General features: G+C 45.0%; 7 protein-coding genes. All 7 read right to left on the bottom strand.

Features of this window, described 5'->3' with window-relative positions; translation table 11 throughout:
- Window positions 1-227 precede the first annotated feature (227 nt).
- The 7 genes from ACUN27_RS09650 to ACUN27_RS09620 all read right to left on the bottom strand — a co-directional run bounded on the left by ACUN27_RS09650 (window position 228) and on the right by ACUN27_RS09620 (window position 13,460).
- Window positions 228-2,564, bottom strand: a complete 2,337-nt coding sequence (locus ACUN27_RS09650; RefSeq protein WP_315951750.1) for a helix-turn-helix transcriptional regulator — start codon at window positions 2,562-2,564, stop codon at window positions 228-230.
- A 144-nt stretch (window positions 2,565-2,708) separates the two neighbouring features.
- Window positions 2,709-3,638 (bottom strand): dihydrodipicolinate synthase family protein, encoded by a 930-nt coding sequence (locus ACUN27_RS09645; RefSeq protein WP_326060359.1) that lies wholly within the window; start codon window positions 3,636-3,638, stop codon window positions 2,709-2,711.
- 5 nt (window positions 3,639-3,643) lie between these two features.
- A complete protein-coding gene (locus tag ACUN27_RS09640) occupies window positions 3,644-6,151 on the bottom strand; it encodes an alpha-mannosidase (protein WP_326060360.1) in 2,508 nt (835 codons plus the stop codon).
- 24 nt (window positions 6,152-6,175) lie between these two features.
- On the bottom strand, window positions 6,176-7,051 hold the full coding sequence (locus tag ACUN27_RS09635) for a carbohydrate ABC transporter permease (RefSeq protein WP_315951753.1): 876 nt from the start codon (window positions 7,049-7,051) through the stop codon (window positions 6,176-6,178).
- Window positions 7,052-7,065: 14 nt separating this feature from the next.
- Complete coding sequence (locus tag ACUN27_RS09630; protein ID WP_379174455.1) at window positions 7,066-7,977, bottom strand: ABC transporter permease; 912 nt, start codon at window positions 7,975-7,977, stop codon at window positions 7,066-7,068.
- A 93-nt stretch (window positions 7,978-8,070) separates the two neighbouring features.
- Window positions 8,071-9,705 carry an extracellular solute-binding protein gene (locus ACUN27_RS09625; RefSeq protein ID WP_326060362.1) on the bottom strand — a complete coding sequence of 545 codons (1,635 nt, stop codon included), beginning with the start codon at window positions 9,703-9,705 and terminating at the stop codon, window positions 8,071-8,073.
- 623 nt (window positions 9,706-10,328) lie between these two features.
- The gene (locus ACUN27_RS09620) at window positions 10,329-13,460 is read right to left on the bottom strand and encodes an exo-alpha-sialidase (protein WP_326060363.1); all 3,132 of its coding nucleotides are present in this window, start codon (window positions 13,458-13,460) and stop codon (window positions 10,329-10,331) included.
- Window positions 13,461-13,463: the final 3 nt, after the last annotated feature.

The raw sequence follows: 13,463 nt of genomic DNA, 5'->3' as shown, positions 1-13,463 counted from the left end.
AATGAAGTTTCGCTAACTACAACCAGCGAACAGCAGGCAGTTAACAATCTCCTGTTTCTGAAATCCATGGTGTTCCCCCTCAATAACCTGGATTTATTCTGGCCATTTTTATTGTATAAGCGACTTGCCCCGCTTTAAAAGAACCAAATCAGCCTACGATGAACCATTCTTCCACTTGAGTCTCGATGATTCATTCTTCTACCCTGCTTGAATCGTCCACTTCCACGCTATTTCTGCTTACTGCCGTGTATATGCCGATATTCATTCGGTGAGATGCCTTCATGTTTTTTGAATAAACGCAAAAAGGTTGTGCGGCTGAAAATGCCGATCTGATCTGCAATATCACTAATCTTCATATCCGTATGGGCCAACAGTTCTTTCGCTTTTGCAATCCGAATCAGGCTGATATAGTCCGAAATATTCGTCCCCGTCGTCTCTTTGAACATCCTGGACACATACTTGGCGGACAGACCTATCTCGTTTGCGATCACTTCCAGATATAAATCTTTTTCATAATGCTTCTCAATATAGGCGGTAATAAGCGATACGATCGTACCCGATTTGCTTTCGGGTTTATACAACGTTTCTGTGATCATTTTATCGTAGAACTCAAATATCATTTTCAACCTTGCATCAAACTCTGTCGGCAATAGCTCCTTTTGACTCAAAAAATCATGCTCATTAGCCTCCAAAAAGTCATTCATACGAAGTCCTTTTTCGGTCAAATAACGGTTGCCTGTATGGAAAAATTCCACGAGCAAAGCCCCAAGAAAGTGATAAGAAACCCCTCTTGCTTTGTTCAAAGCAATAATCCCTTCCAGTTCTCCCCTTAAGCCTTCCCGATCGCCTGATTTCAGCTTATTCACGATTTTGGTCTCATCCAGGAAGGAATAATAGTAGTTCTGATCGATATCCAAATGCGCTGCATCGACGATGACCGTCTTGGATGAATCTGTCCGCTTATCTATAGCCGTAATAGCATCACTATAAGATTTGGAATAGTCCTCAATCTTGTCGTATCTTTTTCCTAAGCCAATAACTAATTCACAGTACATGGTGTCGTAAGCAAAGGTCATTTTAATCATTTCTAAAGCTTGTTCCAGCTGTTCACGGTCTGCTTCGCTCTTCAAATTGACCATGCAAACATATAAGTAGGGCTCATATTCCACCAAGTAACAATTCACGTACTTTTTCATAATGCCCCATAGCACATTTTTCATCTTCTCGAAAATTAATAAGCGATCCGCTTCCAGAATGTCATGATAGAATTGATCCCTGAACATAAACACAAAGCAGCAGCATAAATAGGTACCTGTATGAAAATCAATTTCTTTTAAAATCTGGTTAACCGCATAGGGCTGTCCCCCTCGAACCCCTTTAATTAGATTCGTGAAAAACTGCTCAAGAATTTCCTCTGAAAAGGTATGAATTTTCATATTTGCATCCTTATGCTGCTGGATCAATTGGCTGACGCTATTCCCAATCCGTTGAAGTTCGCCGCTGCGTGGGGTTTCTTGGTTGCCTTCCTCAATGCGTTCTGTTTTTTGTAAAATATCTCTGATATTTTTGATCGGGTTATACAGCCGAACGCTGAATATGGCAGAAAAAGCGATGCCAATGATGATTAAACTGATACAGATCCAGATGATCAAACTAAAAATGCTCGAAGACTCCTGGTTAAAAGAACTCACCGGCGTAATCGAATAATACTTCCATCCATATTCGGAGGTGGTTTGAACAATCCAGTTCTGCTCTTGACCGATGTTAAGGGCTCCGCTACTTGCTTTTTCCTTCGAAAAACCAGCAACAATAAGCTCCACATCCCTTGCATCCAAACCGCTGCTTTGCAAAATGATCTGATTATTTTTATCCATGACGATATATTGGGTGGTCGAGAAAATGGAGTTGTTTTGCATCGTATCTACAATTGTAGGGATAGAAATGGTCGTCACCATCGTTGCCAAATGACCATTCAAATATTGGGTCGTAACACTCGGAATGACATCACGATTTGTATTCATATTCGGGTTAGCCACTCTCGTCGGTGTCAAAAGTTCGAACAAGCTGCTTTCGTGTAATTGTTGTCGCCAGAAATCTTTATTGTAACCATCAAATTTATAGAAAGTGTCAAAGAAAACATCGAAGTCAACCATGCCATCACTAAAATAAACACGCTGATCATCCACAAATAGAAAGATATTGTCGACAAAGTGGCTTATCGTATTGCGATTCCCCGCAATGGATCTCACAATCGAAGGCAACTTAATTTTCTCTTCGTCTGTCAGTAATGGATAAGGTCGTAAATATTGTTGAATGGTATCACTGAGAAGCAAGCTATTGTTGGTTGATTGTGCCATACCTAAATAGATATCAATGGTTTTGGAGGAGGCAGCCAAATTATCCGTAAGCTTTCCGGAGACATCCTTCTTAATTAATTGATCCGCATTCAAATAGGCGATGACTCCGAGGATGACAATAGGGATCAGCAAAGAAAGGAAATAAAGAAGGATCTTAAAAAACAATCTATTTTTATTCAACGTTTGCTTCAGGTGTCTCCAATTCAAGTTTACTCCCCCATTATGATTGCTCTCTATTTATGGTAAGCGGTTTCAATTATTAGTATTCTAATCTTTCTACATGAATCCTTCTTCTACTAGCAAAATAAAAGGATAGGCAGGAAGCACGATAGTGTGCTGCCTGCCTATGCGTCAATGATGGATAGAAAATTGCTGCGATAACTTCTTGGAGAGACGGTACAACTCATCCACTTCGAGTTTATTCGTGGCTGTAAACTCATCATGATTTCTCGCGCGCGAGTGATAGTTCGAGCTGATACCTTCCTTCATTTGATAATATTTCGCATTAATTGGATATAACTGCCGTTCAATAAATGAAGCTACACTCAGCAAATCGCTCAAATACTGCGCTTCTTCAGGCCGCTCCTCCCAATGATGCAAAAGCCAAGCATATAGATCCGGATGAAAGTTGGCCATAACCCCGCTGTAACCGTCAACGCCCAGCTTCAATGTATCCAAAAGCGTAGCGGTATTGGCATTGAATAACTTCAATGAAGTTCCTTTGATCACTTCCAGCTTTTCTTTGATCATCTCCACATCACAAGAAGTATCCTTTAAGAAGAAAAATCTTCCGGTATCCGCACACCACTTCAATGTCGATGGCGTCAATAGCCGCTTATAAGGAAATGGACATTCATAGATCCCAAGCGCAATATGCTCCGGCAGTCGTTCGATCAGCTTCCGAGCATTATCCTTCCACACTTCATCCGACTCATCTTCGTCCGCCAATCGGTTCGAGATCAGGATTACCGCCTCTACACCTGTTTCTGACATCGCCGTCACTTCTCGAACTTGATCTTCAATCGAGTCAGCGGTGTGTCCCGACGCAATGACGGGAACCCTTCCCGCTGCCTTCTCCACGACAAAAGCGGCAAGCTTCACGCGCTCTTCCAAGCTCAAGAAAAACATCTCACTGGACTGACAGACAGCAAATAATCCGTCAACTTTGTTTTGAATAAACCATTCAACCATACGTCCCATCGCATCAAAATCTATTTCGCCTGACTCCTTGTACAAAGTTATCATTGTCGGCCATACGCCACTCGGGTTGTTAATCTTCATTGGTTCTATCTCTCCTCCGTATGTTTCATTTCTATAAAATTCACTTCCACAACCGGCTCATGCAGTACGGAAGGCAGGAAAAACGTTTTAATCTCACATCTTCCAAACGTGCTTCGCCAACTGCGGTTCAAGGAGGGCATGCTCAATTCCGTCTCTACTTCCCTTCCATAAATCTCCTGGCAGCGGAGAATCCATCCATTCCCGTCCTCGGCTGGCTTGAAGGCTACTGCCATCACATGGTCTGACGATATGGAAATCCCCTCCGAAATCTGAGGCAAATCCCCATCGTGATACGTTTCCCAAACTTGCAGCAGCGGATTATGCAATTCGTAGGCTTTACGAACAACTCCGCTATTTTGCCATGATCCGCTATGTGGCGAAAGGACATATACAAATTCCTGTACACCTTGATCCATAAATTCCACTTCTTCATCTCGTTCGCCGAAATGGTCGGCATAGATCGGACTTCGTACCACTGTCATCCTTAGCTCATTGTCCTGCACGTCGTATCCGTATTTTGCATTATTAATTAATGAAAGACCGAACGTAGTTGACTCCGTACTGTCCGTTGTACCTGGCTCATCGCCGGATAGATTCACCCACATTTGTCCAGGCACTTCATCTCCATTAGCAGGGCGTTCGATGTATCCATACGGAATTTCAAACACGGCATGAGGCTGCTCCACATGAACAGGGAAAGCAAGCTTCAGCATTTTATGCTGTTCTCTCCAGTCCAGCCTTACCTTGACATGCACATCAGAGCTGTCAGGCTGCAAGCTGATATCCTGGCGAAGTACAGAATTTCCATAATAGCTAGTTACTCTTATCGTCGCTCGCAGCGGTCCATGCTCCAGCACCTTTAATTCAGCGCCTCCGAATTGTCCCAGCTCATCGCGATAGTGCGTAAGACCGTGTCCCCAGGTATCGCTGTGACTCTCATCCAAGACAATTGGCACTGCTCCGTCGCCGACTAGTACGTCTCTGCCGCCATTCCGCTTGTCAATCCAACGACGGATATACCCCGTAGCTGGATCAAGTTCAAGGCATATTTGACTATTCTCCAGCAAACATCCCTCTGCCCTGACGGCATCCGTTGGCTCTACAACGTAGAAGGCTTTATCCCGATAGACCCAAAATACTTGATAGCCAAAAGCCGGAACTTTCCCCTTAATGAAGGTATCCCATTTATCACTGGTATTGGTCCGTGAGGCCCTGACCGTTTGAAAAGGCAGAGGAATGCCTGCAGCATCTGTCACACCGGCCACCTTCTTATTTATGACAATGGGTGCCTCCACCTCCCACGATAAAGGGTTAAACACCACAAGAGGCGAACCTAGATCATCTTGCTCCCAGAGCTGCCAGTCCTTCTCTTTGCTTAACGATTTTACGCCTGGTTTCATCGTATGAATGGACCAAGATATCTTTTGAAGGGCGGCGTTTATTGCTTTTGCTCCTATACTGGATGCCTCGCCGTAAAAATCCCGAACATCGTCAAAAGCTTCCTTAATACTGCAGCCGCCCATAATGTCGTGAAAATGATTAAACATCACGTTTTCCCACGCTCGATTAAGCGCTTCCATAGGATACGGCAAACCTCGCATCAAATTAGCCAAGGAAGACATTTTCTCAGCCGTAAGCATCTGGTGCTCGACTCTGCGGTTCGCGGCTTTGGATTCAGAGTGCGTGGAATAACAGCCGACGGCATGCATCTGCATTTCATCCTTAATGACGGGAATATCCGGATTCATCTGCTTCATTTCTGAGAAATATCGATTCGGAGAACTTAACTGGATGCCGTCCATGTCAGGTCGTTCTTGAAGCTCATGGATGAGTTCAAGATTATGAATGGTCGGTCCACCGCCATGGTTGCCAACTCCGTAGAAGGACATGAAAGCATGCCCGCTTGCAGCTGCCACAGCTCTGTGATTGCGAATCTTATCTTCCATGCCATTGCTCGCCCAATTCCCGTAACTGTCGGCTAGCCTGAACGTCATCACGCGGCTGCCATCTTCCGATTCCCACCAAAATAAATCGTGCGGCAGCGTCTTCTCATGGGCGCCTGGACGCATAAATACGTAGGAATCCATCCCGCCTAACTTCAATAGCTGCGGCATCATGCCGTGGTGGCCGAACGAATCCACGTTGTACCCGACCCGCGCCATCACCCCGAATTTTTCCATAAAATATCGTTGTCCGTATAAACTGTGCCGCGCAAACGATTCACCCGACGGCAAATTGCAATCCGGTTGTATCCACCACCCACCTGTGATGACCCATCTTCCTTCGGCAACACGCAGCTTAATTTCGGCAAACATCCCCGGGGCATTCTCTTCCACCCATTTGTAGTACGCCGCGCAAGCACAAGTAAACACAAAATCAGGGTATTCATTCAATCGATCCAACGCAGAACGAAAAGTCGCCTTGATTTCTGCATATCCCTCTTGCCAGCGCCATAGCCAAACCGGATCCAAATGAGCGTTACCTATTAAATGAAGCTTCGTTTCGACAGCCATGTTATCCCCCTAAATGAGTAGACTTTAACCTTTTACAGAACCAAGCATTGCCCCCTGTACAAAGTATTTTTGCACAAACGGATATATGACAAGCACGGGCAAGATCGCAACGAACACGCAGGCATACTTGATATTTTCCGTCATGACAGCCATCCCTGCCTCTGCTGCCCCAAGCTGTGCGGATTGTGTAGCCATATCTCCCGATATGACGATATTGCGCAAGATGATTTGCATCGGGTACAGATTTTTCTCATTTAAATAAATAAGGGCAGGAAAAAAGCTGTTCCAGTGCGCCACCGCGTAAAAAAGAAACATAGTGGCCATAACAGGCAAAGAAAGCGGCAGCACAATTTTGGTGAAAACTCGAAACTCTCCAGCGCCGTCCATAATGGCAGACTCGTGCAGCGCTTCTGGAATATCTTCAAAAAATGTTCTCATGAGAATCATATTGAAAACATTGATCGCAGTCGGAATTAATATCGCCCATACCGTATTGACCATTCCTAACGCATGAACCACCATATACCGCGGGATAAGACCACCATCGAAGAACATGGTGAATACCACGAACAAGGCAAGAACAGAACGTCCATACATATGCTTACGGGACAAAGGATAGGCGCAAAGAGCCGTCATCGCCAAGTTAATAAGCACACCGGCAGCCGTATAGAAAATGGTATTTCCGTAGGAACGTAAAATCGCGGGATCATTAAAAATAACATTGTAGGCTTTAAAATTAATCTCTATAGGTCGCCAAAATACTTCGCCGCTGCTAACGGATGACCCCGAACTAATGGAAATTATTCCCATGTAGTAAAGTGGATAAAGCGTAATAAAGATCATAGCCAACATAAAAACCAAGTTAATCGTATCGAAAACAGAAAAGTTACGAAGTCGCATCTCAATTCCTCCTGCTAGAACAACCGGGATCCATTCAATTTTTTAGATATCTGATTCGCTGATATGACAAGCGCAAAAGCCAACACCGATTGGAAAATGCCTACGGCTGCAGCGAAACTAAAGTCACTGTCAATCAACCCACGGCGATAAACAAATGTTTGGATAACGTCGGCCGTCTCATACGTGGGACCACTGTACAGTAATAAAATTTTCTCGAATCCGACGGAAAGCATTTTGCCCAACGTTAAAAGCAGCATAATCGTAACGACCGTTGAAATTCCAGGCAGTGTTATGTGCAGCAATTTACGCCATCTGTTTGCTCCGTCCATCGTTGCCGCCTCATAGAGTTGTGGATCGATCGTAGTCAATGCCGCCAAATAAATAATGGAGTTCCAACCGATCCCTTGCCAGATTTCAGAGCCTACATAAATCGTTCGGAACCATTGCGGCATAGACATAAATGTCTTCGCTTCCCCGCCAAAAAGCTTCACGACTTCATTAATAAGTCCGTCGATGGAGAGAAAGTTAACCAACATCCCTACGACTACGACAGTCGATAAAAAATGTGGAATATACGTGATGCTTTGAATAAACTTTTTGAAAACTTTTTGCTGCAGCTCGTTCAGCAATAAGGCGAAAATAAGGGATGATGGGAAATAAAAAATGAGAGAATACAAATTGATAAGTACAGTATTGCGCACCACTTGCCAAAAATACGGATCCGTCAGAAATTGGCGGAAATACTTCGTCCCTGCCCATGGGCTGTGAAAGAAGCCTTTGACGATCGAATAATCTTCAAATGCCATCAGATTCCCAACCATTGGCGCATAATGAAAAATGACAAAATAGGCAAACGGTAATAAAAACATGAGATATAAGGGCATGCTCTTGCGGATATTCTTTTTAATCTCAACAGCTGGCGTCAATATCTTCACTCCTTCCCGGAAAATAAAGGGACAGGCTGCCAGGTATGCCTTAGCAACCTACCCTCTCACAATATGAATTGAACTTTGGGCTTCTTATTTCACGCGCGCCAAGGCATCGTTATAGATTTTGACGATATCGTCTGCACCCTTCGATTTGAGTTGTTTCACGAAGTTATCCCAATCCTTGAGCGCACCGTCTGTCACAATGAATTTATCCATGTTTTGAGCCAGGTAAGCATCCAGCTGTGTGCGGATTTGCTTGAGCTTCTCGCGTTCTTCCTTGGTAAATGGCGGGTCATTAACGAATTGAACATTCTCGCCTGCAGCCAAACCTTTGGATGCTTTGTTGTTCCAATCTACCCATTCTTTCGTATTGAACGGCAATCCGGCATGATCATCATTATTCAAACCAAGTCCCAGGTAGCCTGTGCCATACTCCGATTGCAGCGCATAAAACGCGCTCGGCTGTCTGTCCTTGTATTTATTCACAACAGCGTCCGTCAATTTGTAATCGCCATTTTCACCGGTGAAATCTTCCCCTTTGACACCGAAGTTGGTAACTTCGATACCCTCTTGGGAATAGAACCAATCCATGAATTGAACAACCTGTTCCGGATTCTTAACTTTCGCATTAACAACGTAGGATTCCGACAAGTGACCAAGTGCGTAGATCAGGTTCCGTTTTGCACCGCTTGGCGTCGTCATGGTATCCAACATATCAAACTTCGCATTCGGATCCTTTTTCTGCAGATTGATGTTAAATGTGCTTGCGAAACCGTTATTATCTTGGAAATAGAAGGATTTACCCGAGTTTAGCTTTTCTTGCCAAATTTGCGATGTAGCCGTAGCATAATCCGGATCAAGAAGCTTTTCTTTGTACAGTTTATTCAACCAGGTAATAGCCTCTTTAAACTCTGGCATCGCCGGACCGAATTTGTAAGTTTTATCTTTTGGCTCGTAGTATACCTTCGTACCGTTAAACGTTGTGTATCCGCTACCAAATGCGAACGAAATGGGATTGATTAAATTTTCTGTCCCTGTAAGTCCATTGGCGGCACGGGCTGTGAACGGATAGGAATCCGGATTCGCTTCTTTCATTTTCTTCATCACTTGATATAGTTCATCGTAAGTTGTCGGCTTTTTCAAACCTAACTTGTCAAGCACATCCATACGGATCATCGAAAGCTGGCCGCCAACCCCCTGCCAATTGGCTACGAGAGGAAATCCATACAGCTTCCCGTCAATTTTGTTTTTATTGATTTCCGGCTGTTGGGAAATGACTTTCTTCAGATTAGGCATTTTGTCCAAATAAGGCGTCAGATCAAGAAAGGTTCCCGTGTCGGCAAAGTTCTGAATATCGTCTTGTTTGACGAGCATGATATCCGGCAGGGTATTCGTTGCGATCAGCGTTTTCTTTTTATCATCGTAGTTGCTCTGAGGAACACTTTGGAGATTGAGTTTGACATTTTTGCGCTTGGCAATTTCCTGAATAGCTTTTGAATTAGCTACAATCGCTTGAGAAGGGTGTTCATACCTCATCCAGGTCAGCGATAGCGGCTGGGCTGCTGCCGATGTGCTTGCCGCACCGGTTGTCGTTGCCGGAGCCGGAGTCGAAGAATTATTGGTTGAAGCTGGCGAAGTGGTTGAACTGCTTCCACAACCGCTAAGCACACTTGATAGCAAAAGCAATGAACCGGTTACTGTCATAATCCCCTTTTTTGCTTTCATCGAATATATCCTCCTATGTAATTGGATTGCCTTACACGAGGATCATAGCACACCATTTTTGCCCAGATGAACGTCCAATTCGGCGTTTAAAGTGCCGTTTTTCCGCTTATCCGGCAATGATTCATTTCTCCGCCATGATGCAAATAGTCAACATGCAGCGGATCTGGCTGCTCTTGTTCGGCGAGTGTTGGCCTATTTGAGAATCTAACGGACCGTTCGCTTCCAGATGCAGATGGGCAATGTGGAGTTGAGACTGGACAGGCGGGGTGGTTGGGACAGTCACCCGACCGTCTAACGGACACAGCAGCTCTTATTCGGCGAAATATAGCCCTTTTGAAAATCTAACGGACACCAGCGCAGTTATTTGCTTGTTTCTACCGTGATTTCGCCTCGAAATCGGCAAATAACGCTTCCTGAGTCCGTTAGATATGAAACAGGACCATATTCACGATAATAACGGCTGTGGTGTCCGTTAGAATTGGTTGGCAAGATCGCGCCCAAGGTGGTCCACCTTGGAACCGGACCGAACTGTCGCTGCCCAATAGGGTTGTTAGGTTTACATGGTAAACACCCCACAACACAAAAAAGATGTCCCCAACTTACTCGGGGACACCCTCTTGCCATTAGTTTAGCAATTTTAAAACGCGATAAACGATAGTTGCCACTTCAGCTCTTGTTGCTTTGCCTTCCGGATTGATCAAGTTGTCACTGCCCTCAATGATTCCAGCCTCCACGAGTAATGCGACGCTTTCTTTGGCATATTCCGCAACGCTGGATGCATCCTTAAAGGAATTCAGTTCGTCAAGGTTGCCTTTAGACTGCAGCTTTCCTGCTTTTTGAAGAGCTCTGGAAACAAGCACCATTAAATCTTGTCTGCTAATTTCACCCTGAGGATTAAAGGTATTGCCGCCTACTCCATCCGCAATCCCCAAAGCTTTACTTATTGCCAGCGCTTCATAATAATAATCGCTTTTGTTCACATCATCGAAGTTACTGGTCATATCCGCCTTCAGATTAAGCGCTCTGACAACCATTGTTATAAAGTCAGCTCTCGAAATATTTTTCTCAGGCGAGAATGTCGTCTCGGAGGTACCGTTAACGATTCCTTTGCTCGCCAACGCTTCTATGGCTTCTTTTGCCCATAAATAGTTGTCATTGACATCTTTAAATACTTGCTTTGGCGTTGTGTCCGGCTGCTTCGTCGGTGGATTAACAGGAGGTTTCTCCGTTACAGGCGGCACTAAAGGTGGAGTTGTTGAGTTGCTGCTGCCAGTACCACTGCCTCCACTGTTACCATTGTTACCACCGTTACCACTACCACCACCGCTGCTTCCTAGTACTTTGACGATCGCCGTTCCAGAAGCTATGTTGCTTCCATCAATGACTTTTGCCGTAATAATGGCTTGACCAACACTCTTGGCTGTAACTTCCCCTTTATCATTCACTAAAACAACATTCTCATCGCTTGAACTCCAGTTCATTGATTGAACCGTTGAGTCATCCGGCGATACTGCTGCTGCCAAAACACTTGATTGTCCCCTATTTAGCGTAATTTCGCCCGGTGTGACAGTAACGCTTGCAGCAGGTATTCTTACTTCAACATTAGCTGCCTTCGTAAAGTTACCATCAAGTGTTCTCGCCGTGATGACAGCTGCTCCTTTATTAACAGCGGTGACGATACCGTCATTATTCACTACTGCAACACTGGAATCGCTTGAACTCCACAGCACTGTCTTATTCGTGGTTTGACTTGGGAGTACTGTAGCGATTAAGGCTTCAGACTGCCCCTTGAACAGATTAAGGTCATCTTTATTTAACGCCAAACTTTGAGCCGCAACCGCATTGGGATCATTGTAGAGATATACCCTGAGCGGTGCTTTGAAAAATGGCAGCATATCGCTTGTTATCCCCTGCGGCAGTTTGCTCTCATTCACAACGCCGGTAAGGTTGCTAATGAAGGAATTAAGCTTATAGTTCGCCTTAATAGCAGCAACATCCCAATCCACCGGCAAATCGACGGAAGGAAGAACCGCATTTTCTGCCCCTTGTTTATAGGAGGTATAAGCTTTAATTGTAGATGGGAAAAGGGCTTTAATCGCACTATCGGATGCCGTACTGATATTGAACGAAGCAGGCACGGCGATTTCACGATCGATGCTTTCATATTCTCTGATAACGGTTAAAGGGTCACCTTGCTTAATCCAGTCCTCCGTTATTCTGGAGAACGTAATGTTTTTATAACTTCCCAAAGATTGGTTGGCAGCGTCCATATCAAGCGACGAGAAGAACCGGCTGAAGCTGATCAGGATATCTCCGTTATGTGCTTGCGTAATGGCAGGGTAATGGTAGCTTCCCGTGCTGCTTCTTGTATCCAGGGCAAGATGCCTTCTGTATTTCCACGTTTTTCCTTCATCATCCGAAAGGGCGACAGCCAATGTGTTCCGGTTTGATTCCGTATCTACGTGAACGAATGCCCAATTGCCGTTCTTAAGCTGCAAAAGATCATGTCCTACACCCGGATCCTGCAGTTCCGGCACATCCTTGACCGTTGACCATGTCAATCCTTTGTCTCTGGACTCGGAAGCCACCACACGATAAGGTCTTGGTCCGTTGTCACGCATATAAGCTACAATGGTGCCGTCTTTTCTTTGAGCCATCGTGGCCTGAATGTTGGCGATACCTACGATAGGCTCACTCATCTCCCACCGAACCGAATTGTCCGCAAGAGGTTTGGAAGGGTCATACTCTGTAAAAGCCATAATGCTCATTTCTAACATGTCCGAATAGAGAGGCAGGAGCAGACGAACTTTGCCATTGCCTAAATCGACTGCAAAAGGCTTATCTTTGGTTTGCCAGCCGAGTCGGCGGGCGTACGGATAGCCGGAACGAGGCTCCGTAATGGTGTCCGCAACTGTCGGAGCATACAAATATTTGGTTGGATCGCCGCCAATTAACTGCATGGTTTGCGTGACTAAACCATCAAATTCAGCTTCATTAATTTTCCGGCTCATCCCTGCTCCGCCATCTGCAACCGGTTTGAACAAGTACTCTTTTTGCTCATCAAGCTTAGCCTTTATCGTGTTCACGAAACCTTTGGCCAACTCTGGACGCGCGACAACAGGTGCTGTAGCCCAAGAAGGTCTAGAAGTGGCTCCTGCTCTATCATCGAGCGACTGACTAATATTATCGTCTGCGCTGCTTGGATTGACTACACCGCCAATATTTTTACCAAGCTTAATCCCGACATTTTCTGAAAAAGTCCAATTTGGCGCTTTGTTGCCGACCTCTTCAAGCTCATAACTCCCTTTTTCCGCATACGCATAGCGAGGTTGGGAAGTTTGCCATCTGCCCGCAAGGACCGGATACCAGAAAAACCAGAGACGGTCCCCGGAATCAACGTATACGACGGGATTAATGTCAGCGATATCTTGAGCGTCAGTGACTACGAACGGTTTCAGCCATGTTTTTCCACCATCAGTTGAACGTGCTCCCATAATCCGTGTCGTAGTCGCATCCCGCTCGCCATTCCCTTGAAACCATACGCACAGCAACTCTCCGCTTGGTAATTCTACAATGCTGGAGCCATGTACGTGATCACCCGTAGCCCCATTATCCTTAATGGGTTTAAAAATACTCACCGCTTGATCGGAAATGTTGAATGTTCCCGTACTTGCAGCCAAGGCAGGAATTAGACTTGTTGCAGATATCGCGATACAAACCGTCATAGAAATTAATAGCTTGATTTTCCTGTTCATCTG

The organism is Paenibacillus sp. WC2504 (assembly GCF_052682475.1).
Note: the sequence above shows the minus strand (reverse complement) of the source record. Positions and strands in the feature narration are given on the sequence as shown.

Coding starts and splice junctions, on each gene's coding strand:
- ACUN27_RS09645 (WP_326060359.1), bottom strand. CDS start 3,638: ATGAAGATTAACAACCCGAGTGGCGTATGGCCGACAATGATAACTTTG.
- ACUN27_RS09640 (WP_326060360.1), bottom strand. CDS start 6,151: ATGGCTGTCGAAACGAAGCTTCATTTAATAGGTAACGCTCATTTGGAT.
- ACUN27_RS09635 (WP_315951753.1), bottom strand. CDS start 7,051: ATGCGACTTCGTAACTTTTCTGTTTTCGATACGATTAACTTGGTTTTT.
- ACUN27_RS09625 (WP_326060362.1), bottom strand. CDS start 9,705: ATGAAAGCAAAAAAGGGGATTATGACAGTAACCGGTTCATTGCTTTTG.
- ACUN27_RS09620 (WP_326060363.1), bottom strand. CDS start 13,460: ATGAACAGGAAAATCAAGCTATTAATTTCTATGACGGTTTGTATCGCG.